Below are 24,467 nucleotides of genomic sequence, written 5' to 3'. Positions count from 1 at the left end.
CCATGAGGAGGGGCTGACGATGTGCGGCATCGCAGGCGTCTTCGACCCCAGGCGCGTCCCCGAACGGGCCGAGCTCGACGCCATGATCGGCACGCTCAGCCACCGAGGCCCGGACGGCCGCGGCACCTGGATCCAAGGCCCCATCGGCCTGGCCCACGCGCGCCTGGCCATCATCGACCCCGAAGGCGGCGCGCAACCCATGGGCAGCGCCGATGGCCAGGTGCAACTGGTCTTCAACGGCGAGATCTTCAACTACATCGAACTGCGCACCGAACTGCGCCAGTGCGGCCACCGCTTCGCCACCGATTCCGACACCGAGGTGCTGCTGCAGGCCTACCAGGCCTGGGGCGATGCCTTCCTCTCGCGCCTCAACGGCCAGTTCGCCCTCGGCCTGTGGGACGCGCGGCGACAGCGCCTGCTGCTGGCACGCGACGGCGTGGGCATACGACCGCTGTTCTGGACCCGTGTGGGCCAGCGCCTGGCATTCGCCTCCGAAGCCAAGGCCCTGTTCGCGCTGCCCGAGGTGCCCCGGGCGCTGGACAGCGCGGGACTGGCCGCCACCTTCGGCTGGTGGGCACCGCTGGCGCCGCACACCGCGTTCGAAGGCATCCACTGCCTGCCGCCCGGCCACTGCTTCGCCATCGATGCCCGGGGCCAGACCCTCACGCGCTGGTGGGACTGGGATTTCCCGCTCACCGACCCCTTCACGCCGGTGGACGAAGACGCCCTGGCCGATGAATTGCACGCCCTGTTGGTGGACGCGGTCCGCCTGCAGCTGCGGGCCGACGTACCAGTGGGCGCCTACCTCAGCGGTGGCCTGGACTCGTCCATCCTCACCACCATCATCCGCCGCCACACCGACGCGCCGCTGCGCAGCTTCTCGCTCACCTTCGACGACCCGGAATTCGACGAAAGCGAACACCAGCAGCGCATGGTGCGGCATCTGGATACGCAGCACTCCTCCATCGGCTGCAGCCGCCACGACATCGCCACCGCGTTCGCTCGCACCGTATGGCACGCCGAAACGCCGCTGGTGCGCACCGCCCCCACGCCCATGCTGCGCCTGGCCGACAGCGTGCGCGCCGCCGGCTACAAGGTGGTGCTCACCGGCGAAGGGGCCGACGAAGTCTTCGGCGGCTACGACCTGTTCAAGGAAGCGAAGATCCGCCGCTTCGTCGCGCAGCGCCCCGACTCGCCCAGGCGCGCCCGCATCGTCGAGCGGCTCTACCCCTGGCTGGCGCGATCGCCCGGTGGCGCCAACGCGCTGTCGCAACGCTTCTTCACCGACAGCCGCGTGCCGGGCCACGACGCGGTCTTCGCGCACCAGACCCGGCTGTCCAGCACGCGGCGCGCCTGGGCCTTCTTCACCCCCGAGCGCCAGCAGGCGCTCGCGCGGCACGACCCGGCAGGGCAACTGCGCGCGCAGTTGCCCGAGCGCTTCGACCAATGGCTGCCGATGGCGCGCGACCAGTACGTCGAAGCGCACACGCTCATGAGCGGCTACCTGCTGGCCGCGCAAGGCGACCGCATGGCCATGGCCGCCTCCATCGAGGGGCGCTACCCCTTCCTCGACCCCCGCGTGATCGCGTTCGCCGCCCGCCTGCCCCCGCGCCTGAAAATGCGCGGTCTCAGCGAAAAGCTGCTGCTGCGCAAGGCCTTCGCGCACGAGCTGCCGCCGCAGATCGGCCGCCGCACCAAGCAGCCCTACCGCTCGCCCGACAGCGCCAGCTTCTTCCACAACGGCCAGCCGCTGCCCTGGGTGGCCGAACTGCTCAGCGACACCCGCGTGCGCGACGCCGGCCTGTTCGATGCGCCCGCCGTGGCGCGGCTCAGTGCCAAGTGCGCCACCGGCCGCGCCACCGGATTTGCCGACAACATGGCCTTCGTGGGCGTGCTTTCCACCATGCTGCTGCACGCGCAATTCGTCAAGCCTGCCACCCCCGTGCTGGAGAACGCGTGAGCCTGGCCTTCCTGCCCGGACCCTTCGTGCACAGCGCGTTCGACGCGCGCTGCCTCGACGTGCCCGAGAGGAACGCCGTCGTCGTGGGCGAGCGCTCGTGCAGCTACCGCGAACTCGGCGAACGCGCGAATGGCATCGCCAACGCGCTGCACGCCGCCGGCATCGGGCGCGGTGACCGCGTGGTGCTGCTGCTCGACAGCGGGGTGGATTACGTCGCCAGTCTGCACGCGGTGTGGCGCCTGGGGGCGGTGGTGGTGCCGCTGGGCGCGCAGACCAAGGCCGCCAAGCTCGCTCACGTGCTGGGGGACACCGGCGCGCGGGCCCTGCTCACCCAGGTCTCGCTGGCCACCGCCTGGAAAGCCGCGCTGACCGGTCTGCAGAACGCCCCCCGGGTCTGGGTGCAGGGCGACATCGGCACCCCTGGCTGGCCCACCCCCAGCGCCACGGCCCGCTTCGGCACCGGTCCGGGCAGCCCAGGTGACCTGGCCACCTTGCTCTACACCTCGGGCACCACCGGGCTGCCCAAGGGGGTGATGCTCACCCACGGCAACATGGTGGCGGCCTGGCGCGCCGTGCAGGCCTACCTGCATCTGCAGCCCGAGGACGTGATCGGCCTGGCGCTGCCGCCCGCCTTCAGCTATGGCCTGTCCCACGTGGTCATGGGGCTGGGCATCGGTGCCACGCTGGTGCTGGACAACTCGGCGGCCTTCCCCGTGCGGCTGCTGCAGAACCTGGCGGCGCGGCGCGTCACCGTGTTTCCGGGCGTGCCCACGCTCTGGGCCAGCCTGCTGGCGCTGGACATGGCCGCGCATGACCTGAGCGCGCTGCGCCTCATCACCAACGCCGCGGCCGGTCTGCCCGCCGCGCACACGGCGCTGCTGCGCCAGCGCCTGCCGCAGGCGCGCCTGCTGCTTATGTACGGCCTCACCGAATGCATGCGCGCGAGCTACCTGCCGCACGAGGAAGTCGACACACGGCCCGAGAGCGTCGGGCGAGGCCTGGCGCACCAGCAGCACTGGCTGGAAGACGAGCAGGGCCAGCGCCTGCCTGCGGGCAGCACCGGCGAACTGGTGCTGTGCGGCGCGCACGTAAGCCCGGGCTACTGGAACGCTCCGGCCGGCCTCTCCACCCGCATCACGCCCGGCCCGGGAGCTGGCGAACACACCCTGCGCACCGGCGACCTCTTCCGCAGCGACGCCGAAGGCTGGCTCTACTGCGTGGGCCGCACCGACGACATGTTCAAGTCGCGAGGCGAAAAGGTCTACCCGCTCGAAGTGGAGAACGCCATCTGCGAACTGCCCGCCGTGCGCGAGGCCGCCGTGACCCACATGCCCGACGAACGCCTCGGGCTGGCCGTGAAAGCCTTTGTGCGCGCGCGCGAGGGCGCCACACTCACCGAGCGCGACGTCATCCGCCATTGCCTGGCCCGGCTGGAAAGCTGGATGGCACCCAAGACCGTGGTCTTCGTCGACGCACTGCCGCAGACCGAATCGGGCAAGCTGCGGCGCCGCGATCTGACCTGACTTTCCTTCAACCCACCACTCCGACACATTCCCATGAGCAGCATCAAGGCCGACGTACGGCGCTACATCGAAGACAACTTTCTGCTGGGCGCAGGCGCCGTGCCGCCCAGCGACGACGACTCGTTCCTTGAGCACCAGGTGCTGGATTCCACTGGATTCCTGGAACTGGTGGCGCATTTGGAAGAAGCCTATGGCATGAAGATCGGCGACGACGAAATGGTCCCCGAGAACCTCGACTCTCTCAACGCCATCGAGGCCTTTGTGCAGCGCAAGCAAGGGGCCTTGTGATGGGCGCGGTGCCGCTGGGGCCCGAATCGCTCGCGCTCGACTGCGAAGCCGAAGTGCAGCGCATCGCGCAATGGATTCCGCAGGTACTCACCCAGAAGCTGCGCCGGCGCGGCCTGGTGGTGGCGATCAGCGGCGGCATCGACAGCTCGGTGTGCGCGGCCCTCTCGGTGCGTGCGCTGGGCGCGAAGAAGGTTTTTGGCCTGCTGCTGCCCGAGCGCGACTCCAGCGGCTTCAGCACCGAGCGCGGCCGTCAGCTCGCCGAGCACCTGGGCATCGAGTTCCAGGTGCACGACATCGCGCCCGCGCTCGAAGCCCTGGGCTGCTACCAACAGCGCGACGAGGCCATTCGCCGCGTGGTGCCCGCCTACGGCGACGGCTGGAAGAACAAGATCGTGATCGCCGGTGGCGTCGAGGGCGGCATCAACTTCTTCAAGCTGGTGGTGCAGTCACCGGATGGCGAACAGCAGAGCGTGCGCCTGCCGTTGCGCGAATACCTGCAGATCGTGGCCGCCACGAACTTCAAGCAGCGCGTGCGCAAGACCATGGACTACTACCACGCGGACCGGCTCAATTACGCGGTGGTCGGCACGCCCAACCGGCTTGAGTACGACCAGGGTTTCTTCGTGAAGAACGGCGACGGTTCGGCCGACCTAAAACCCATCGCGCACCTCTACAAGACGCAGGTCTACGCCATGGCGCGCCACCTTCAACTGCCCGAGGCTATCTGCAGCGCCGTGCCCACCACCGACACCTACACCCTGCCGCAAGGCCAGGACGAGTTCTACTTCGCGCTGCCCTATGCGCAGATGGACCTCGCGTTGTGGGCGCTGGAGCACGAGCGCTCGGCCGAAGAGCTGGCATTCGCGCTGAACATGACGCCGGCCCAGGCCCAGCGCGTCTACGACGACATCCGCGCCAAGCGCCGCGCCACCGAGTACCTGGCCGCCGCTCCCGAACTGATCCCGGACTGAGTCAAAACAATTCCTGCTGCGCGCGCAAGGCCTGCGGCCGGAACAGCTCGGTCTTCAAGGGCGTGCGCTCCTGGTTGAAACCCAGGCGCGTGCAAGTCTTGTCAAAACGCTGGCGGATCAGCTCGGCCCAGATGCCGCTGCCGCGCATGCGCTGCGCGAAGTCGGCGTCGTAGTCCTTGCCGCCGCGCATCTCCTGTACGCGCGCCATCACACGCATCGCGCGCTCGGGGTAGTGCTGATCGAGCCACTGACGGAACATGGGGCTCAACTCCCACGGCAGGCGCAGCACGGTGTAGAAGGCACGGCGCGCGCCCGCGTCCCACGCGGCTTCGAGCACCTGCTCCATGTCTTCGGTGATGAACGGAATCTGCGGCGCCACGCTCACGCCCACCGGGATGCCCGCCTCGCTCAGCGTGCGCAGAATGCGCAGACGCCGGTGCGGCGCGGCGGCACGCGGCTCCAGAATGCGCGCGAGCTTGGGGTCGAGCGTGGTGATGGTGACGTAGACCGCCGCCAAGCCCTGCGCGGCCATGGGCGCGAGGATGTCGACGTCGCGCTCCACGCCGCTGCCCTTGGTGACGATGGCCAGCGGGTGTTGCGCCTGCGCCAGCACCTGCAGCGCCTCGCGGGTGAGCTTGAGTTCGCGTTCGATCGGCTGGTAGGCGTCGGTCACGGTGCCGATCGCCAGCAGGCCGGGCACGTGGCGCGGGCTGGCCAGCTCGCGCCGCAGCACCGCCGCGAGGTTGCGCTTGGCGATGAGCTTCGTCTCGAAATCCAGCCCCGGCGAGAGATTGAGGTAGCTGTGCGTGGGCCGCGCATAGCAATACACGCAGCCGTGTTCGCAGCCCCGGTAGGGGTTGAGGCCCAGCGCAAAGCCCACGTCGGGCGAATCGTTTTTCGTGATCGCGCTCTTGCAGTCCTCCCAGCTCACCTCGGTGGCCGGCGGCGCGGCTTCGTCGCGCGACTGCGCCGCGGCGTCCAGCGCACCCCAGCCATCGTCGAACGCCGCGCGCTCGTCCCGTAGAAAGCGGTGCGGCTGTTGGTGGCTGATGCCCCGGCCCTTGATGGCCTGAATGGGAATGTGGACGTTCGGCATGGAAGGGTCACTGTACACAAAAACAGTGCTAGAGTGCAGCGCTTCAGGAGGCTCCATGACCCTTTCTTCCCAGGCGGTGAACACTGCCGACCCCATCGTGTCCGTGCGCGGCGTGAGCAAGACCTACGCCGGTGGTTTCCAGGCGTTGAAAAACGTCAACCTCGACATTCGGCGCGGCGAGATCTTCGCCTTGCTCGGCCCCAACGGCGCGGGCAAGACCACGCTCATCAGCATCGTCTGCGGCATCGCCAATGCGAGCGAAGGCGTGGTGCTCGCGGACGGCTTTGATACCGTGCGCGACTACCGGCGCGCGCGTGAGGCCATAGGCCTGGTGCCGCAGGAGCTGCACACCGACGCCTTCGAATCGGTGTGGGCCACGGTGAGTTTCAGCCGTGGCCTATTCGGCAAGGCGCCCGACCCGGCCTACATCGAGAAGATCCTGCGCGACCTGTCGCTGTGGGACAAGAAGGACAACAAGATCCTCACGCTCTCGGGCGGCATGAAGCGCCGCGTGCTGATCGCCAAGGCGCTGTCGCACGAACCCAAGATCCTCTTTCTCGACGAGCCCAGCGCGGGCGTGGACGTGGAATTGCGGCACGACATGTGGCGCATGGTGCGCGAACTGCGCGACCGTGGCACCACCATCATCCTCACCACCCACTACATCGAAGAGGCCGAAGACATGGCCGATCGCATCGGCGTGATCAACAACGGCGAACTCATCGTGGTGGAAGACAAGCACGTGCTCATGCGCAAACTGGGCAAGAAGCAGCTCACCCTCACCTTGCAGCACGCCATGTCGCAACTGCCCGAAGCGCTCGCGCGCTGGCCGCTGGCCCTCGCCAATGACGGCCACACGCTCACCTATACCTTCGACACCCAGCAGGACGACACGGGCATCGCCGAGCTGCTGCGCACGCTCAACGCGCAGGGTATCGACTTCAAGGACCTGCAGTCCAGCGAGAGCTCGCTGGAAGACATCTTCGTCAGCCTGGTCCGCAAACCCCAAGACAGCCGCACGGGGGTGCCTGCATGAACCTGAACTTCCACGGCATCAAGGCCATCTACCGCTTCGAGATGGCGCGCACCTTCCGCACCATCACGCAGAGCATCGTCGCGCCGGTGCTCACCACCTCGCTCTACTTCATCGTCTTCGGCACCGCCATCGGCTCGCGCATGGGCGACATCGACGGCATCACCTACGGCGCCTTCATCATCCCCGGCCTGGTCATGCTCTCGCTGCTGAGCGAGAGCATTTCCAACGCCTCGTTCGGCATCTACATGCCCAAGTGGTCGGGCACCATCTACGAACTGCTGTCCGCGCCGGTGTCTTGGGTGGAGGTGCTGTGCGGCTACGTGGGCGCGGCGGCCACCAAGTCGGTCATGCTGGGGCTGCTCATCCTGCTGACGGCGCGTGTGTTCGTGCCCTACCACATCGAACACCCGGTCTGGATGGTCGGCTTCCTGCTGCTCACGGCCATCACGTTCAGCCTGTTCGGTTTCATCATCGGCCTGTGGGCCGACAATTTCCAGAAGCTGCAGGTGATTCCGCTGCTGGTGGTCACGCCGCTCACCTTCCTGGGCGGCGCGTTCTACTCCATCAACATGCTGCCACCGGTGTGGCAGGCGGTTTCGCTGTTCAACCCGGTGGTCTACCTCATCAGCGGCTTGCGATGGGCGTTCTACGGCGAGTCCGACGTCAACATCGTGGCCAGCACCGGCATGACCGTGCTCTTCATGGCGCTGTGCCTGGGCTTCATCGCCTGGGTGTTCAAGACCGGCTACAAGATCCGAAGGTAGATTGGAACTCCCCCCTGCGCCGCTGCGCGGCTTCCCCCCTCTGTGGCGCGCCTTCGGCGCTTCGAGGGGGGACGGCATCTCGGGCCGGCGCAGCCGTCCCTCGTTGCCTCTGGTCTAAGACACGCGCGCCGAAGAGGGAGTGGAGGTTCGAGTTGACGGAGCCAGACCCATCGCGCCTCTGGCTGGTGTTGTCTCACACGCTGCAACCAAGGAGACCACGCGATGCAAGCACACATCACCGTCATCACCCTCGGCGTAGACGACCTGGAACGCGCCGTCGCCTTTTACCGCGACGGCCTGGGGCTGAGTACCCCAGGCATCATCGGCACGGAATTCGAGAACGGCGCGGTGGCCTTCTTCCAGCTTCACAACGGGTTGAAGCTCGCGCTGTGGCCACGCCGCAGCCTGGCGGCCGACACCGGTCTGCCGCTGCTCTCGGCCACACCGCAAGCGTCGAGCGCGCTGGAGCTTTCGCTCGGCCACAACGTGGACTCGCGCGAGGCCGTGGACGCCGTGATGCAACAGGCCGCCGCTGCGGGCGCACGCACCGTGAAACCCGCGCAGGACACCTTCTACGGCGGCTACGCCGGCTACTTCCAGGACCCGGATGGGCACCTGTGGGAAGTGGTGTTCAACCCGGGCCTGGACGACCTGGGCTGACTTCGCCCCGGCGCGCCATGCGGCGATGAAAGGGGGTGCGTGCCCCTCTGGAAACGGGGCGGAACCGCCCCAGGTGATCCGCCACACAACCGGCTTGGCGCCCAGGGGAAAGGCCGACCAGTGACCGGTCAACAGACGCTTGCCGCTTTTCGCTGGGCATTTTCTGTCCCTTCGTCCAAGGTCCGCATGCGCTGAGCGCCTCCAGCGCAGCACCACCGACACGGAGCAACCGCAATGACGACACCTGCCCACCTGAAGCGCTGCGTGGCGCTGCTCGCGCTGCTGGTCCTGGCGGGCTGTGGCGAACGCGGCGATGGCGCAGCAACAGCGCCTGCGCCCGCAAAGCCTGGGATACCTGCGCAGCCAGACCCGGTGTCGCCCCGTTTCGTCGAGAACCCCGACTTCACCGTGGTGCTGGAACTCACCGCCCAGGCAACCGAGGCGTGGAAGAGGACGAACGAGCCCATCGTGCTGGTGGCCGAGTTCGCCGACGAATACGGCCCGGGCATGACCGCGCTGACGGCGCCCCAAAAGCGCAGCGTCCCGGAACCAGGTCCGGTGCGCTTCTCCGGCATCGCGATTCCTCTGGACAAGCTCAAGGCCCTGCGCGATCCGAACTACGAGATCTACGTGGGTGTGCAAGCGACGGCGCCCGCTGCCGCCTTCGACTGCGGCTACGTGCAGCAGCTTGTGCAGGATCTACACCACCGGTCGTTTGCGCTGGCCTGCAAGCTGAAAAGCGAGGGCTGATCTCATCCGGCCGTTCAGCGTTTTGACCTCGCCGGCTTGGCCTTGCCTACCGGCGCCGGTGCCTTGAGCCGTGTGCTGGCCTGGTCCAGCCATAGCAGCGTGTCGGTGTGCGCCATGAAGCGGCGCAGGTAGTCGGGCGAGAGCTCGCGCATCAGGCTTAGGGTGCGCAGCACCAGCATGTGCGAATTGAGTGGCCCCGCGTTTTCCGGCGCGCGCTGCGCGGCCTGGTTCACGTCGTTTTCGGCGCAGATGCGCGACCAGGTCTCGCGAAACGCCTGCGCGCTGCGCAACTCGGAGCGCACCGTGCCCTCGTCGTCCTGCTGGCTCAGCAGCGCCAGGGGCGAGGCGTTTTTGCGTGGCACGCTGGCCGCCTTGCGCCGCGGCGCTGTGGTCGGTGTGGCCGGCGGGGGCGTTTCCCTTGCCCATGCCAGTTCGGCCTCGCCCTCACCTTCACCGCGTGTTCGCAGCTTCTCGTGCAGCCAACGCTGCACCGCCGGCGGCGCGGCCTGCAGGCGGCGCGCCAGCGCTTCGCGGTAGCGCGCGCGCACGGCGTCGGTGTCAGCCACCGGCACCGCCCTTGGCAGGGCCCTGGGTGCTGCCATTGGTGCTGCCATTGGTGGACTTGGGCACCGGCGCGATTTCCACGCGGCGGTTCAAGGCCCGGCCCTTCTCGTCGGTATTGGCGGCCACAGGTTGCTCCGCGCCGAAGGCCGCGCTGAACACACGCTGCGGCGGCATGCCGGCCTGGATCAAGGCGCGCGTGACGGTGAGCGCGCGCTGGGCCGAGAGTTCGAGGTTGTCGGTGAAGCGCAGGTTGGTGGCCTGCACCGGGCGGTCGTCGGTGAAACCGCTGACCATGAGCATCTCGTCGCGCTCCTTCAGGTAGACCTGCAGCGGCGGCACCAGGCTCTTGAGCACCTGCAGGCCCTCAGGCCGCAGCTCGTCGGAGTTGAGCGCGAACAGCACGTTGCCGCTGATGCCGATGCGGCCGTTGTCCAGCGTCACGCGGCCGTTCTGCAAGGGCACGGCCAGGGCTTTCTCCAGCGCCATGCGCCGCTGCTCCTCCTGCTCGCGCTTCTTCACCTCGGTCTGCAGGCTGGTGACCAGATCCATCTGCACCGCGAGCACGCTCACGAGGATGAGCACGAACGCCCCCACCAGGCCGGCCATGAGGTCGCCGAACACGGCCCACACCGGCGCGGAGCGCTCGATGCCGTCGTCGTCCTCCAGCACGCGCTCGTCGAGATCGACCATCACGGCGTGGCCCCTACTTCGCCTTCGGCCTTTGCGGTGGCCTGGCGGTGCAGCCGGTGCATGTCTTCCAGAATGCCTTGCTGCGAGGTGATGCTCAGGTCGATCACCTCGCGCGCCTGCGCCACGTAGTAGTTCAGCTGCTCGTCGCTTCGCGCGACCGACTGCGACACCGTTCCTTCCACGCGCTGCAGGCTTTCAATGAGTTTCTCGTTGGTGCTGCAGAACAGTTCCACGGCGTGGCCAAACGCTTCACCGAGCGCGGCCAGTTCGATGGTGCTGCCTTGCACCTGCGTGGCCACCTCCTCGGCGCGCACGGCCTGCGTGCCCACGGATTCGGCGAACTGCCGGCCCACCTGCTCCAGCACCGAGCCAGCGGAACTCACGAGCGACTCGACCGCCGCGCGCTGCTCGGCCGCGGCCTGCTGCACGCCCTGCACCAGCGCATCGATGTTCTGCATAAGGCTGGTGCGCTCCTGCAGTGCGAGGTTGTCGCGCTCGGTGAGCTGGCTCATGTCCTGGCGCAGTTGCGCGATGACCTCGGCCGCGGCCTTGGGCGCATCGGCCGCGCTATCGAGCAGGCGGGTGATGGGCGCTTCGAGCGCGGTGCCCAGGGTCACGAGGTGCGTGCTCACCTGCTCGTTGAGCGAGGACTGCAGCTCGCCCAGGCGCTGCACCGCCGCCTGGCCGCGCGCGGCCTCTTCGCTGCGCAAGGTGGCGAGTTCGTCGCGCCATTGGCGGGCGGTCTGCTCCAGGGCTTGCGCGGCCGACTGTTGTTGCGCCAGCATCTGCGCGCCGGCCTGCCGCCACTCGGCTTGCAGCGCGCTGGCCGTGGTTTGCAAGGCCTCGGTCCAGGCCAGGTGCTTCTGCTGCTCCATGCCGGACTGTTCGGCGTGCGTGCGGCTTACGCTCTCTTGCACGCCGGTGATGAGCGCGGCGCAACGTTCTTCGAAGGCACTCGTGAACGCGTTGAGCGCGCGGTCCAGGCCTTGCACCTGTTGCTCGCCCTGGCGCGCGTTGTCCTGCAGGGCCTGCGTCCAGGCGGCCACACGCTGCTGGTCCAGGCCCACCTGTTCGGCCTGCGTGCGGGTCACCGATGCCTGCACGCCATCGATGAGCGCGGCACAACGTTCTTCGAAGCGGGTGGTGAAGCTGTTGAGCGCGCGCTCCAGGCCTTGCGCCTGTTGCTCGCCGGTCTGTGCGTGCTGCTGCAGCGCCGTGGCCCAACCGTCGGCCACGGTGCTGGCGGTGGCGGCGAAGCGCTCGTTGAGCGCGCCCATCTGGGCTTGCACGGCTTCGCTCACGCGCTCGTGCAGGCGGGTGGACTCCCGTGCAATGGCGTTCATCGCGTTTTCCATCACGGGCTGCAGCGTGGCGCCCGCTTCGCGTGCGCTGGCGCTCAGGCTGTCCTTGAGCGTGCGCTCCACCGAACTCGCCAGTTGCGTGTACGCCTCGCTCGCTTCGCGGTGGAACTGTGTCTGGCGGCTGAGCAGTTGTTCGTCCAGTTGCTGGTTGCGCCGGTCGATCTGCTCCATGAGCGCTTGCAACTGCGTGGCCACCGCCGGCAAGGCGCTGGCCTGCTGCTGCAGGGCGCTGAAGGTTTCCTGGCGCTGGTGCACCAGCGAGAAGGGCCGCAACGCCGTGGCGATGCGCGCGTCGAGTTCGCGCACGGCGTGCGCGCGTTCGCGCCGGGCAATGGCCGACATCAGCCCCAGCATCGCCGAGGTGGCCACCCCCACCACGGAGGTGCCGAAAGCCAGCCCCAGGCCTTTGATGGGCGAGGCCAGCGCGGCGCGGATGGCCTCCAGGTCGGCCGAACCTTCGAGCGTGAACAACACGCCCTTGAAGGTGACGACCATGCCCAGGAAGGTGCCGAGCATGCCGAGCATGACCAGCAGGCCGATCAGGTAAGGCGTGAGCGCCAGACCGGGCAGCGCGCCGCGCTCGCCTTCGATGCGCTGGCGCACCGCGTTCTGCATCGCGGCGGGCACCTGCACCAGCCAGTCGTCCAGACGCTGCAAGGGCTGGGGTACCTGGGTCAAGGCCTGCGCGAGCGCGGCGGTGGCCTGCCGGTAGCGCCGGATCTCGTGTGCACCCACCAGGTACACGATGGCGATGAACGCCGTCATGAGCAAGGCCAGGGCACTGGTGCCCACGAAGCCCCAGCCCACCCAGAGAATGGCCAGCAGGCCGAGGACGAAGGCGGCGGTCAGAAAGATGCGGTGTTGGGCGTTGCGGCTCATGGAATGGAATTCAAAACGGTGGCGCCAGCCTCTTCCTGGCCGAAGGCGTCGACCATGCCCATCACCGGCTGCAGGCGCAGGTCGAGCTCGGCCAGCAGCGTGCGCTGCAGGTCGTGTTCGAACAGCGCGGGCCAAGTGTCGGGGTGCGACTGGCGCAATTGGGCAAAGCGCAGCTTGACGATGGCCGGCACGCCATGCAGCAGGCGCTGTTCGCGCCCGCCCAGCATCTGGTCGAGCATGGCGTCCATGGCGGCGAGCTGCGCCAGCTTGGGCGAGCGCGCCGCCAGCACCTGGCGCACGTGGTCGCGCAGGGCATCGATCGACATCTCCATGCGGCGCTGGTGGTCGAGATAGCGCTGGTGGTGCAGCGCGAACTCGGTGTCGCTGGCGTCGGTGGGCGGTTGGGGCGGTGTGGCGATGGCCTTGGCGAGCGTGGCGCGCGCGCGCTCCAGGTCGGCCTTGGGATCGCCCGGCGGCTTCGGCCGCTCCAAGCGGCTGGCGGTGGCGAGCTTGGGCAGGTTCTGCTGGGCCGAGGCCAGGGTGATGGCATCGGCCACGTTCAACCAGTCGCCCAGGCGTTCGGCCAGGTCCTGGCGCGACGCCTCCTCGGGCGCGGGCAACCAGCCGGTGAGCTGGCGCACCAGGGCGGAACGGTTGAAATGGCTGCGCAAGGAACTTTCCCCGACGCCCTAGGGCTCGACAAAGAGAAACAAATTGAAAGAGGTTCCGCAGGAGGCCAAAAAGCCGCCGCGCGGAACGCGGTCACACCACCAGCACGGCCCGGAAGTCGTTCACGTTGGTGTGCGTGGGCCCGGTGAACACCAGGTCGCCCAGGGGTTCGAAGAAACCGTAGGCGTCGTTGCGGGCCAGGTGGTCGGTGATTTTGAGGCCTTTCGCCCCGGCCCGGGCCAGGGTGTCGGGCGTCACCAACGCCCCCGCATTGTCCTCTACGCCGTCGATGCCGTCGGTATCGGCCGCCAGCGCCCACACCCCGGCCTGCCCGCCCAGGGCTTGCGCCAGGCCCAGGCAGAACTCGCCGGCCCGCCCGCCCCGGCCCTTGGCCTGGCCTTCGGCGCGCGGGCGCACGGTGACCGTGGTCTCGCCACCGCTCAAGATGACGCAGGGTCTGGGAAAGCTGCTGCGGCCCAGCGCGGTGGAGCGCGCCAGCGCACCGTGCACCTTGCCGACCTCGCGCGACTCGCCTTCGATCTCGTCGCTCAGCACCACCACGTGCAGGCCCAGGGCGCGCGCGGCGTCGGCCGCGGCCTCCAGGCTTTGCTGGGGCGTGGCCATGAGCTCCACCGCATGCCCCTGCAGGCGCGGGTCGTCGGCCTTGGGGGTTTCGAGCGCGCCGCTCTCCAGTTGCGCGCGCACGGCGGGTGGCACGTCGATGCCGTAGCGGCGCAGGATGTCCAGCGCCTCGGCGCAGGTGGACGCGTCGGCCACGGTGGGGCCGCTGGCGATCACGCTCACGTCGTCGCCGGGCACGTCGCTGATGGTCAGCGTGACCACGCGCGCGGGCGCGCAGGCTGCGGCCAGGCGCCCACCCTTGATGGCCGAGAGGTGCTTGCGCACGGTGTTCATTTCACCGATGTGCGCGCCGCTCTCCAGCAACTGGCGGTTGATGCGTTGTTTGTCTTCGAGCGTGAGGCCTTCGCAGGGCAGCGTGAGCAAGGCCGAGCCACCGCCTGAGATGAGGCAGAGCACCAGATCGTCGGCCGTCAGGCCCTGGGTGAGCGCGAGGATGCGTTGCGCGGCGGCCAGGCCGGCCGCGTCGGGCACCGGATGCGAGGCCTCGACCACCTCGATGCGTTGCGCCAGGCCGGCTGGGCGTGGCGGCGTGTGGTGGTAGCGCGTGACCACCAGCCCCGAGAGCGGCGCATCGGCCGGCCAGAGCGCCTCGACCGCCTGCGCCATCGCGCCACCGGCCTTGCCCGCGCCCAGCACCAGCGTGCGGCCCTTGGGCGGCGGCGGCAGGCTGGCGGCCGTGTTGTGCAGGGGCAGCGCGCGCTGCACCGCCACGTCGTACAGGTGGCGCAGCAGAGCGCGGGGGTCGCTGAGGCTGGGGGTGGTGGTGTTTTTCGGCATGGGGGTGGAGTTTAGTGCGGTGGGAGCCCTCACCCCGGCCCTCTCCCGCACAGCGGGAGAGGGAGCAAGACACGCGCGCCGGAGGGGAAGTTAGCTCCCTCTCCCGCTGTGCGGGAGAGGGCGGGGGTGAGGGTGACCCCGCTCCCGCCTTCCGCCGTCAGGCCGGGCTGAGCAGCGCAGGGGTGCGGGGAAAAAGAAGTTCGCGTGTTTGAGCGAAGCGAGTTTGCGAACTTCTCCCCGCACACCGAGCAGCGCAAGGAACCCCGAAGGGGCCCGGTCTTCGGCTCGCCTTTCTTTGCTTACTTTCTTTGGCGACCAAAGAAAGTGAGTCGGCCGCCGGGCCGAGACCCGGCTCGCCACGAAAGAGAAAAGACCGCGTCCGAGAAGAAAGAGAGCGAAGACACCTCAGGCCACCGAATCGGCCGCGATCACATGCCCCGCCATCAACTCCAGCGCCCGACACAAAGCCGAATGATCCAACCCCGCCATCCCCTGCGCCGCGCAGCTCTGCATCAACTGCGCCGCACTCGCCGTGTGCGGCAAAGCGACGCCCAAGTCCCGAGCCCCCTGCAAAGCCAAATTCAAATCCTTCTGGTGCAACTCGATGCGAAACCCAGGCGCAAAGGCGCGCCGGACCATCCGCTCCCCGTGCACCTCCAGAATGCGGCTGGCCGCAAAGCCGCCCATGAGCGCTTCCCGCACCTTCGCCGGGTCCGCCCCCGCCTTGCTCGCAAACAGCAGCGCCTCGGCCACCGCCTCGATGTTGAGCGCGACGATGATCTGGTTCGCCACCTTGGTGGTCTGTCCGTCGCCGTGGCCACCCACGAGCGTGATGTTCTTGCCCATCGCGGTGAACAAAGGCTGGGCGCGGTCGAACGCCGCCTGCGGCCCCCCCACCATGATGGTCAGGCTCGCGGCCTTCGCGCCCACCTCACCGCCGCTCACCGGCGCGTCCAGGTAGTCGCAGCCGAGCGCGTGGATCTTCTGGGCGAAGGACTTGGTGGCCATCGGGCTGATCGAGCTCATGTCGATCACCAGCTTGCCCGGTGCGAGGCCCTTGGCCACACCGTTCTCCCCGAACAGCACATCGTCGACGTGCGGCGTGTCGGGCACCATGATCACGACGATGTCGGCGCGCCGGGCCACCTCGGTGGCGTTGGTGCAGATGGTCGCACCCTCTTGCGCGAACACCTCGGGCACCTTGCCCCGGCTGGCCACGAACAGCGCGTGGCCGGCCTTCAGCAGGTTCAGCGCCATGGGCGCGCCCATGATGCCCAGGCCGATGAAGCCGACCTTGAGTCCGTCCTTGTTCGTCATGCCGGCTCTCCTTGCAGCTCCAGGCTCTGTCCGTGCGCGGCCAACCAGGCCAGGCCTCGGTCCGTGCCACCCGGGCTCGGATCGCGCGGCTTGTATTCGCAACCGATGTGGCCGCTGTAGCCCAGCGCGTCGATGTGGTCGAACAGGTAGCGGTAGTGGATTTCACCGGTGCCCGGTTCGTGGCGGCCGGGCGTGTCGGCCAGTTGCATGTGCGCAATGCGCGGCAGCAGGTCCTGGATGGTGTTGGCCAGCTCGCCCTCCGTGCGCTGCGCGTGGTAGATGTCGTACTGCAGGTAGAGATTGTCCGAACCCACCTCGTCCAGGATCGCGATCGCCTGGCGCGGGCGGTTCACGAAAAAGCCCGGCATGTCGAACGCGTTGATGGGTTCGAGCAGCAAGCGGATGCCGTGGCGTTTCGCCTCTGCCGCCGCGTAGCGCAGGTTGCTCACCAGCGTGGCGTGTGCCTGGGCAACGCTCACGCCCTGGGGCGGAATGCCCGCCATGCAGTGCAGATTCGGCGTGCCCAGGGCGCTGCCGTATTGCAAGGCCAGCGCGACACCGGCGCGGAATTCGTCCTCGCGCCCGGGCAGCGAGGCGAAGCCGCGTTCACCGCCGGCCCAGTCGCCCGCGGGCAGGTTGTGCAGCACGAGCTGCAACTGGTGCTGCTGCAGGCGCTGTGCGATCTCGTCGACCGTGAAGTCGTAGGGAAACAGAAACTCCACGGCCCGGAAGCCCGCGCGCTCGGCGGCGGCAAAACGGTCGAGGAAGGGCAGCTCGTTCCAGAGCATGGAGAGGTTGGCGGCGAATTGCAGCATGGTGTCGTGTCCTTGTCTTGTGCTTGGCGGTCAGTCCAGGAGGCCGACGGTTTCGAGGCCTTGTGGCGCACGGCAGTCGATGGCTTCGAACTCGTTGACCTTGTCGATCTCGGTCCCCATGGCGATGTTGGTCACGCGTTCCAGTATGCATTCCACCACCACCGGCACGCGGTGCAAGGCAGCGAGTTGCTGCGCTTGCCGCAACGCGTCCTGCAACTTCTCGGGGTCGGTCACGCGCAACGCTTTGCAGCCCAGGCCTTCGACCACGGCGACGTGGTCCACGCCGTAGCCGCGCAAGCCGTCCTCGCCCTCGTCCATGTTCTGGTTCTCGAACGCGAGCTGCACACAGTAATCCATGTCGAAACCGCGCTGGCTCTGGCGGATCAGGCCGAGGTAGGCGTTGTTCACCAGCACGTGCACATACGGCAGGCGGAACTGCGCGCCGACCGCGAGCTCTTCGATCAGGAACTGGAAGTCGTAGTCGCCCGAGAGCGCGACCACCGGCCGGGTCGCGTCGGCCGCGACCACGCCGAGCGCGGCGGGCAGCGTCCAGCCCAGCGGGCCGGCCTGGCCGCAGTTGATCCACTGGCGCGGACCGTAGACGTGCAGGAACTGGGCGCCTGCGATCTGCGACAGGCCGATGGTGCTCACGTACACCGTGTCGCGGCCGAACACCTGGTTCATCTCTTCGTACACGCGGTGCGGCTTCATCGGGATCTGCGCGAAGTGCGTCTGGCGCAACATCGAGCGCTTGCGCTCGGCGCAGCGGCCGGCCCAGTTCGCGTAGCTCGGCCAGTGGCCTGCGGCCTTGCGTTCGCGCGCCACCTGCACAAAAAGTTCGAGCGCGGCCCGGGCGTCGGAGACGATGCCGAAGTCCGGTTCGAACACGCGTCCGATCTGCGTCGGCTCGATGTCCACGTGCACGAACTTGCGGCCCTTTGTATAGGTTTCGACCGAGCCGGTGTGGCGGTTGGCCCAGCGGTTGCCGATGCCGAGCACGAAGTCGCTCGCGAGCATCGTGGCGTTGCCGTAGCGGTGGCTGGTCTGCAGACCCACCATGCCGGCCATGAGCGGATGGTCGTCCGGAATCGTGCCCCAGCCCATGAGCGTGGGAATCACCGGCACGCCGGTGAGCTCGGCGAACTCGACGAGCAGGTCGGCCGCGTCGGCGTTGAGGATGCCGCCACCGGCCACGATCAGTGGCTTGGTGGACGCGGCGAGCATGTCCAGCGCCTTCTCGATCTGCTTGCGGCTCGCGGCGGGCTTGTAGACCGGCAGCGGTTCGTAGGTGTCGGGGTCGAACTCGATCTCGGCCATCTGCACGTCGAACGGCAGGTCGATCAGCACCGGCCCGGGGCGGCCTGAGCGCATGAGGTGGAAGGCCTGCTGGAACACGCGTGGCACCAGCGCGGGTTCGCGCACCGTCACCGCCCACTTGGTGACCGGCTTGGCGATGCTCTCGATGTCTACCGCCTGGAAGTCTTCCTTGTAGAGCCGCGCGCGCGGCGCCTGGCCAGTGACGCAGAGGATGGGGATGCTGTCAGCCTGCGCGGAATACAGGCCGGTGATCATGTCGGTGCCCGCCGGGCCGCTGGTGCCGATGCACAGGCCGATGTTGCCGGCGCGCGCGCGGGTGTAGCCCTCGGCCATGTGGGAGGCGGCTTCGACGTGCCGCGCCAGGATGTGGGCGATGCTGCCGCGTTGGCGCATGGCCGCGTAGAACGGGTTGATGGCGGCACCGGGCACGCCGAATGCCTGCGAAATGCCTTCCTTCTCGAGCACACAGATGGCGGCTTGCGCCGCGGTCATACGGGCCATGATGCGATTCCTTACCAGGGTTGATGGACTGGCACCCATGCTAGGGAGAACCCATACTCTTGAGAATGCCCATATCGGTACGTTGATTCGATACTCTGGGTATGGAGTCGCGCACGTGGCAGGGTTAACATGCGCCCATGGACCGCTTCAAGGAAATCGAGGCCTTCGTGATGGTCATGGAGCACGGCAGCCTGGCGGCGGCCGCGCTGCACGCGGGCATCACGCCGGTGATGATGGGCCGGCGCATCGACGCGCTGGAACGCCGCCTGGGCACGCAACTGATCCACCGCTCCACGCGGCGGCTCGCGCTGACCGAGCAGGGCACGGGGTTCCTCGACGAATGCCGCGTGCTGCTGGCGCAGTGGTCGCAGGCCGAGGCGACGGTGTCGTCGCAGAAGCACCGCGCCAGCGGCCACCTGGTGGTGTCGGCGCCCGCGGCGTTCGGCCGCCTGCACGTGGCGCCGCATGCGAGCGGCTTCCTCAAGGCCAACCCGGAGGTGAAGATTTCCTTCAACCTGACCGACCGCGTCGTCGACATCGTGCGCGAGGGCTACGACATGGGCTTGCGCATCGGCGGCGCGATCGACCCGAACTTCGTCGCCATCAAGCTGGCCACCAACCAGCGCGTGGTCTGCGGCACGCCAGCCTACTTCCGCAAACACGGCAAGCCGAAAACGCTGGACGATCTGAAGCACCACAACTGCCTGGCCTTCAACCTGCAGGGCGGGCAGCAGCGCGGCTGGTACTTCCTGCAGGACGGCAAGACCGTGACGGTGCGCGTGGAAGGCAACCTCGACTGCAACGACGGCGAGCTGCTGCAGCGCTGGGCCAGCGAAGGCCTGGGCCTGGGCTGGCGCTCCACCTGGGAGATCCAGGCGCAGTTGCAGCGTGGCGAACTCGTGACCGTGCTCGACGACTTCGCCCTGCCCGCCTACGACATCCTGGCCGTGTACCCACAGCAGCGGCACCTGCCGGCCAAGGTGCGGTTTTTTATTGAGCATCTCAAAAAAATCTATGCGAAGCCAGGCTACTGGCTGAAGGACACGACATGACCCGCACCCTTCTCGTCCAGAACGCCAGTTGCATCGCCACCTTCAACGACGCCGATCTGGCCAGCGGCACCGAGCTGGCCGATGCCAGCCTGTTCGTGCGCGGCAACGTGATCGAGTGGATCGGTCCCGCCGCCGAGTTGCCGCCGGCGCTGCACGACGAGGCCAGCGAGGTGATCGAGGCCAGTGGCCACCTCGTCACGCCGGGGCTGGTGAACACGCACCACCATATGTATCAGTCGCTCACGCGCGCGCTGCCGAGCGTGCAGAACGCCGAGCTGTTTTCGTGGCTGCGGGGCTTGTACCCGATCTGGGCCGGCCTCACACCCGAGATGGTGCGCGTGTCCACGCAAGTGGCCATGGCCGAGCTGCTGCTCAGCGGCTGCACCACCACCAGCGACCACCTCTACCTCTACCCCAACGGCGTGCGGCTGGAAGACAGCATCGAGGCCTCGCAGCAGATCGGCATGCGCTTCGTGGCCACGCGTGGCAGCATGAGCGTGGGTGCGAGCGCTGGTGGCCTGCCACCCGATGCACTGGTGGAGCGCGAGGACGCGATCCTCCAGGACAGCCAGCGGCTCATCGAAACCTGGCACGACGCGCGGCACGGCGCCATGCTGCAGATCGCGCTGGCGCCCTGCTCGCCGTTTTCGGTGAGCCCCGCGCTCATGCGGGAAAGCGCGGCCCTGGCGCGCTCCTTCAAGGGCCAGGGCGTGCGCCTGCACACCCACTTGGCCGAGAACGACCACGACATCGCCTACAGCCGAGAGAAGCTCAACAAGACACCCGCGCAATACGCGCAGGACCTGGGCTGGCTCGGCGACGATGTGTGGCACGCGCACTGCGTGAAGCTGGACGACGAAGGCATCTCGCTGTTCGCTGCGAGCCGCACCGGTGTGGCGCATTGCCCGTGCAGCAACATGCGCCTGGCCTCGGGCATCGCGCCGGTGCGCCGCCTGCTCGACGCGGGCGTGCCGGTCGGCCTCGGGGTCGACGGCAGCGCGAGCAACGACGGCGCCCACATGGTCAACGAAGCGCGCCAGGCGCTGCTGCTGGCGCGCGTCGGCCGCGCCCTGCAGCCGCCCGAGCAACGCGGCGGCAAGACCTTCTTCGGCTGCGACCTGGGCCCGGCCGAGATGACCGCGCGCGACGCGCTGCACATGGCCACGCGCGGCGGCGCCGAGGTGCTGGGCCGCACGGACATCGGCCATCTTGCGGTGGGCATGTGCGCCGACTTCGCGCTGTTCGATCTGCGCACGCTGGGCTTTGCCGGCGGCGCGGTGCACGACCCGGTGGGCAGCCTCCTGCTGTGCGCCAGCCCGCAGGCCGCCTACACCGTGGTCAACGGCCAGGTCGTTGTGCGCGACGGGCAGCTGGCCACCGTGGACCTCGGCCCCCTGGTGGAGCGGCACAACCGCCTGGCCGTGCAGCTCGCCAGCACGCCGCGCTGAGTGGGTTCGCTCGCGCGAGTTCGTGGCACCCGGCCTTCGGTGCGGGCAGCCTTCGGGGCCAACGGGCGCTTGTTCAGGCTTCCCTCTGCGGCATATGGCCCATACTCATGGAAATTTCCTTGGCCGCGGCCACGACCAGGGGAATAACCTGTTCGTTCAGGTAGTCGTCGGAAAACTTCTGGACGATGGAGGTAGCGTTGATCGCCGCGACAACGTCGCCCCGGCGATCGTGCACCGGTGCGGCGATCGAACGCACGCCAGGGTGGAATTCCTCGTCGGTGAACACGTAGCCCTGTTCCCGGGATTTCTTGAGCATCTGCCGGAACGCCGCCGGCTCGGTGATGCTGCGCGGTGTGCTGGCGGGCAACGACAGCTTGCCGATCAGCGCATCAACCTGTTCGTCGTCCATTTCCGACAGCAGTGCGCGTCCCAGAGAGGTGACGTAGGGCGGCACGCGCGAACCCACATGGATGTTGACCGCGGGAACGACGGAAACCCGCGCACTGGCGATGTACACCACCTCGCCCTGTTCAAGAATGCCCATGTGCACGGAGGCGCCGAGCGCGTTCTTCAAACGATCGAGGACCGGTTGCGCCAGTTCCAGCAGTGAGAGCCCGCTCAGATACGAATAGCCGAGGGTCATGGTCAGCGACGTGGGCCGGTAGCGCTTCGTGCCCTCCTGCCGGGTCAGATAGCCCATCTGCTCGAGCGTGTAGACATAACGGTAAGGCTTCGTGCGGCTCCAGCCCAGCTTCTGCGCGATCTCGGTCAGAGTGAGTCCGTTGGTCTCCCCTTCGAACACCCGCAAAACCGCCATACCCTGGAAAAGCGCCTCGACCCAGGCGGAACTCTTGTCGGCGGGCTCGGTGGTGCTGGGGGTGCCGGTGGATTCTTGTGTCATATCTCGCTATGGAAGGTGCCAGGAGCCGGTGCCGGTCCAACTGCAAGTGTAGGGACCTTCGGGGGCCGGAACGCCTCGGCATGCTCGGCCGCCCATTCGGAGAACGCCTTGGGGGCCTGTCCGGCCGCCTCGAAGAAGTCGCTCGCGACAGCGGGTACCTCGCGCGTGGTTTTCTCCATGTAGGCCACCAGGCGGCGGGCGACATCGAGAGCAAGCGCACCCGGCCCCTGGGCCATGCGGTCGATCGCGTCCTGCGCGGCGATCTCGCGGCACTCGATAGCCTGCCCGCTAGCCCGTCCGATCGCGGCAACCTGATCGCGGATGGACAGTGGCGCCGGTCCGGTGAGCAAGAGCGAACGGCTGCGCAAGCTATCCCCATCGAGCATCGCCAGAGCAGCGATCAGCGCCACATCGTCTTCGTGGATTGGATTGCGCAACGACGATGGGTAAGGCACCGAGACGCGCCGGTGCGTGCGGATCTCCTCGGCCCAGGACAGGCAGTTGGACGCGAGTGTGTCGGGTCGCAAACAAGTACTGCCAAGACCGGCATCCCGTACGTACCGCTCCATGGCGCGGTGTCGTTCTGCCACCGGGTTGCGCTCACCGGGCGCCACCTTGGCCACCGATGCAGACGACAGCAGCACCACGTGGCGCACACCCTGCTCGGCCGCTGTCTGCAGCAGCCGAGCGTCGGGGCGAACGGGCGTGTAGAGGAAGACGGTCCGCATGCCCGCAAAGGCCCGTGCCATGCTTGGCAGGTCGTCGAAATCCCCCTGAACGACTTCTGCGTCCACCGGCGGACTCGACGACGAACCGCGCACCAACAGGCGCAGCCGAGGCACCTGCCCCGCCAGGCGCAGAGCCACGCCGCGGCCAATGCCGCCGGTGGCGCCGGTCACGAGGCAGGCATCCACGCTCACTCCCGCGCGAGCACCTGGTCGTAAGCCAGGGCCAATGCGTCTGCCGAGCGACCGCGCCAGGCCACCACGCCATCGGGCCGCACGAGCATGGCCTCATCCGGTGCGAGGCGGATCGGCGCCACCGAATCGACCACGGTGACCCGCTGCGGGATCGCCTTGCGATCGGCCACGGTCTGCGCTGCTTGGGCCATGGCGCTGTCCGCCGTGTACAGCTGAAACTGAGGCGTCAGCTGGTGGCGCGTGTTGATGGAGGCCGATCCTGCGGACAGCACGGCGTAGGGCACACGGGCCCCCGGAAACCCCGTGGGATCCGCAGGGTCTTCGAAAGGATCGGTGATCGACGGCGCAGTCTGGTTCGGCAACTTGACGAATGCCCCGTCTGCACACAGGTAGCCGAACATCATCTTCGCGTGGTCGATCGGCTCGCCCAACAAGGTACCCAGGTTCTTCATGTCCCGCCGCTCGGCGAGGTTGGCCGCCTGCCAGGTGCACACGATCTCGGCGTAGGGTCGGCGCTCGGTGTCGTACGACGCGAGCAACTCCGGTCCCGCGATCCCCCGCAACACATAGGCCAGCTTCCAGCCGAGGTAGAAGCCATCCTGCATGGCTGTGTTGCCGCCCTGCCCCCCCGTGGGTGGCATGACGTGCGCGGCATCCCCTGCCAGGTAGACCCGGCGAGTGCTGAGCCGATCGGCAATGCGGTGCGAATAGTTGTAGGTGGTCTCGCCGGTGACCTCGAATGCAATGTCGTCAACCCCCAGCAGAATCTGGATCAGCCGCCGTGTTTCCTGCGCCGTGCGGTCCGGGTCTGCGGAAAAATTGCCGACCCACTGGTTCGCATAGTCGGTGCTCACGAGAATGCCCGATCCGTCCGGCAGCGCTGGATTCTTCACGTAGTGAATCGTCATCGAATTGCCGCCGGCCCAGCGCGAGAGATCGGCGTTGAAGCGCACCGCGGTGACCGCCTTGAGATGTCCCACACCGTGATGCCCTATGCCGACCTGCTCGGCGATCGCACCGCGGATGCCATCGCAGGCGACCAGATACTTCGCCGAGGCCGAGGAAGACTCGCCCGAGCGCAGGTCGCGCAGATCGAGCCCGACGTCATCCTCGCGCTCCTGGATGCGGTCGCAGGCCCACTGGAAACGGACTTCGACGCCGAGCGCCCGGGCGCGTTGCAGCAGGGCCTCTTCGGCGCGCGCCTGGCTTGCCATGCCTGGGATCTCGGGCGAGAACTTCGAGAAGTCGGGGCGGTGGGCGATGTGGTCGTAGATCACCTTGCCGGTGAGGCTTTCGGACACCACGGAGGTGATGCCCGGCTTGCCGGGCGGTCGGGCGGCCCGTATCGCCTCCGTGATGCCGGCAACGCGCAGCATCTCCATGCTCACCGGGTTCTGGCCACGCGCCTTGGGCAGGGTGGAAGTGGAGGCGTTGCGTTCGATGACGACCGCGCGCACGCCATTGAGCGCGAGAAAAACCGCGGTAGACAGGCCCGCCAGGCCCGCCCCCACGATGACCACATCGTGTGTTTCCGTTTTCATAGATGCTCCAGACAAGAAAATTGCC

The 24,467-nt window shown here is 68.0% G+C and carries 22 protein-coding genes; 10 read left to right on the top strand and 12 right to left on the bottom strand.

What is annotated here, in order from left to right; translation table 11 throughout:
* Positions 1–19: 19 nt before the first annotated feature.
* From asnB to nadE, 4 genes are read left to right on the top strand one after another with little or no spacing between them, the layout of a single operon-like run.
* Positions 20–1,960 carry an asparagine synthase (glutamine-hydrolyzing) gene (asnB, locus tag F9K07_RS08645; protein ID WP_159591510.1) on the top strand — a complete coding sequence of 647 codons (1,941 nt, stop codon included), beginning with the start codon at positions 20–22 and terminating at the stop codon, positions 1,958–1,960.
* Complete coding sequence (locus F9K07_RS08640) at positions 1,957–3,483, top strand: class I adenylate-forming enzyme family protein (protein WP_236581843.1); 1,527 nt, start codon at positions 1,957–1,959, stop codon at positions 3,481–3,483. Before asnB ends, F9K07_RS08640 begins: the two co-directional genes overlap by 4 nt.
* A 33-nt stretch (positions 3,484–3,516) precedes the next feature.
* Complete coding sequence (locus F9K07_RS08635) at positions 3,517–3,771, top strand: acyl carrier protein (RefSeq protein ID WP_159591507.1); 255 nt, start codon at positions 3,517–3,519, stop codon at positions 3,769–3,771.
* The gene (gene nadE, locus F9K07_RS08630; protein WP_159591504.1) at positions 3,771–4,742 is read left to right on the top strand and encodes an NAD(+) synthase; all 972 of its coding nucleotides are present in this window, start codon (positions 3,771–3,773) and stop codon (positions 4,740–4,742) included. Before F9K07_RS08635 ends, nadE begins: the two co-directional genes overlap by 1 nt.
* A 1-nt stretch (position 4,743) precedes the next feature.
* Here the strand turns inward: nadE and F9K07_RS08625 are convergent, their stop codons facing one another.
* Positions 4,744–5,838 carry a PA0069 family radical SAM protein gene (locus tag F9K07_RS08625; protein WP_159591501.1) on the bottom strand — a complete coding sequence of 365 codons (1,095 nt, stop codon included), beginning with the start codon at positions 5,836–5,838 and terminating at the stop codon, positions 4,744–4,746.
* Positions 5,839–5,893: 55 nt separating this feature from the next.
* On the opposite strand from F9K07_RS08625, the gene F9K07_RS08620 reads away from it, so the two are divergent.
* From F9K07_RS08620 to F9K07_RS08605, 4 genes are all read left to right on the top strand, one after another.
* Entirely contained in the window at positions 5,894–6,874 is a 981-nt protein-coding gene (locus F9K07_RS08620; protein ID WP_159591498.1) for an ABC transporter ATP-binding protein, read from the top strand.
* A 2-nt stretch (positions 6,875–6,876) separates the two neighbouring features.
* Positions 6,877–7,638 carry an ABC transporter permease gene (locus F9K07_RS08615; RefSeq protein ID WP_159596867.1) on the top strand — a complete coding sequence of 254 codons (762 nt, stop codon included), beginning with the start codon at positions 6,877–6,879 and terminating at the stop codon, positions 7,636–7,638.
* Between the two features lie 222 nt (positions 7,639–7,860).
* The gene (locus F9K07_RS08610) at positions 7,861–8,298 is read left to right on the top strand and encodes a VOC family protein (protein ID WP_159591495.1); all 438 of its coding nucleotides are present in this window, start codon (positions 7,861–7,863) and stop codon (positions 8,296–8,298) included.
* Positions 8,299–8,532: 234 nt separating this feature from the next.
* Positions 8,533–9,048: a hypothetical protein gene (locus tag F9K07_RS08605; protein ID WP_159591492.1), complete on the top strand. Its 516-nt coding sequence runs from the start codon at positions 8,533–8,535 to the stop codon at positions 9,046–9,048.
* Between the two features lie 14 nt (positions 9,049–9,062).
* Here the strand turns inward: F9K07_RS08605 and F9K07_RS08600 are convergent, their stop codons facing one another.
* The 8 genes from F9K07_RS08600 to gcl all read right to left on the bottom strand — a co-directional run bounded on the left by F9K07_RS08600 (position 9,063) and on the right by gcl (position 18,580).
* The gene (locus F9K07_RS08600) at positions 9,063–9,614 is read right to left on the bottom strand and encodes a DUF2894 domain-containing protein (RefSeq protein WP_236581842.1); all 552 of its coding nucleotides are present in this window, start codon (positions 9,612–9,614) and stop codon (positions 9,063–9,065) included.
* Positions 9,607–10,302 carry an OmpA family protein gene (locus tag F9K07_RS08595; protein WP_159596866.1) on the bottom strand — a complete coding sequence of 232 codons (696 nt, stop codon included), beginning with the start codon at positions 10,300–10,302 and terminating at the stop codon, positions 9,607–9,609. Before F9K07_RS08595 ends, F9K07_RS08600 begins: the two co-directional genes overlap by 8 nt.
* A complete protein-coding gene (locus F9K07_RS08590; RefSeq protein ID WP_159591486.1) occupies positions 10,302–12,542 on the bottom strand; it encodes a DUF802 domain-containing protein in 2,241 nt (746 codons plus the stop codon). The genes F9K07_RS08595 and F9K07_RS08590 overlap by 1 nt, the downstream gene beginning before the upstream one ends.
* Complete coding sequence (locus F9K07_RS08585; RefSeq protein ID WP_159591483.1) at positions 12,539–13,213, bottom strand: DUF3348 family protein; 675 nt, start codon at positions 13,211–13,213, stop codon at positions 12,539–12,541. Before F9K07_RS08585 ends, F9K07_RS08590 begins: the two co-directional genes overlap by 4 nt.
* A 91-nt stretch (positions 13,214–13,304) precedes the next feature.
* Complete coding sequence (locus F9K07_RS08580) at positions 13,305–14,630, bottom strand: glycerate kinase type-2 family protein (RefSeq protein ID WP_159591480.1); 1,326 nt, start codon at positions 14,628–14,630, stop codon at positions 13,305–13,307.
* 405 nt (positions 14,631–15,035) lie between these two features.
* The gene (locus tag F9K07_RS08575) at positions 15,036–15,947 is read right to left on the bottom strand and encodes a 2-hydroxy-3-oxopropionate reductase (protein WP_159591477.1); all 912 of its coding nucleotides are present in this window, start codon (positions 15,945–15,947) and stop codon (positions 15,036–15,038) included.
* On the bottom strand, positions 15,944–16,762 hold the full coding sequence (gene hyi / locus F9K07_RS08570) for a hydroxypyruvate isomerase (RefSeq protein WP_159591474.1): 819 nt from the start codon (positions 16,760–16,762) through the stop codon (positions 15,944–15,946). Before hyi ends, F9K07_RS08575 begins: the two co-directional genes overlap by 4 nt.
* A 30-nt stretch (positions 16,763–16,792) precedes the next feature.
* A complete protein-coding gene (gene gcl / locus F9K07_RS08565; RefSeq protein WP_159591471.1) occupies positions 16,793–18,580 on the bottom strand; it encodes a glyoxylate carboligase in 1,788 nt (595 codons plus the stop codon).
* Between the two features lie 137 nt (positions 18,581–18,717).
* On the opposite strand from gcl, the gene F9K07_RS08560 reads away from it, so the two are divergent.
* Positions 18,718–19,632, top strand: a complete 915-nt coding sequence (locus F9K07_RS08560) for a LysR family transcriptional regulator (protein WP_159591468.1) — start codon at positions 18,718–18,720, stop codon at positions 19,630–19,632.
* Positions 19,629–21,080 (top strand): 8-oxoguanine deaminase, encoded by a 1,452-nt coding sequence (locus F9K07_RS08555; protein ID WP_159591465.1) that lies wholly within the window; start codon positions 19,629–19,631, stop codon positions 21,078–21,080. The genes F9K07_RS08560 and F9K07_RS08555 overlap by 4 nt, the downstream gene beginning before the upstream one ends.
* A 73-nt stretch (positions 21,081–21,153) precedes the next feature.
* Here the strand turns inward: F9K07_RS08555 and F9K07_RS08550 are convergent, their stop codons facing one another.
* The 3 genes from F9K07_RS08550 to F9K07_RS08540 are packed head-to-tail and all read right to left on the bottom strand — an operon-like array spanning position 21,154 to position 24,442.
* Positions 21,154–21,981, bottom strand: coding sequence for an IclR family transcriptional regulator (locus tag F9K07_RS08550; RefSeq protein WP_159591462.1), 828 nt, complete (start codon positions 21,979–21,981; stop codon positions 21,154–21,156).
* Positions 21,978–22,895: an NAD(P)H-binding protein gene (locus tag F9K07_RS08545; RefSeq protein WP_159591459.1), complete on the bottom strand. Its 918-nt coding sequence runs from the start codon at positions 22,893–22,895 to the stop codon at positions 21,978–21,980. Before F9K07_RS08545 ends, F9K07_RS08550 begins: the two co-directional genes overlap by 4 nt.
* Positions 22,896–22,897: 2 nt before the next feature.
* Positions 22,898–24,442: an FAD-dependent oxidoreductase gene (locus F9K07_RS08540; protein ID WP_159591456.1), complete on the bottom strand. Its 1,545-nt coding sequence runs from the start codon at positions 24,440–24,442 to the stop codon at positions 22,898–22,900.
* Between the last annotated feature and the right edge of the window lie 25 nt (positions 24,443–24,467).

Source organism: Hydrogenophaga sp. BPS33, from assembly GCF_009859475.1.
Classification (GTDB): Bacteria; Pseudomonadota; Gammaproteobacteria; order Burkholderiales; family Burkholderiaceae_C; genus Hydrogenophaga.
This window is presented reverse-complemented; position numbering and strand designations above follow the sequence as displayed.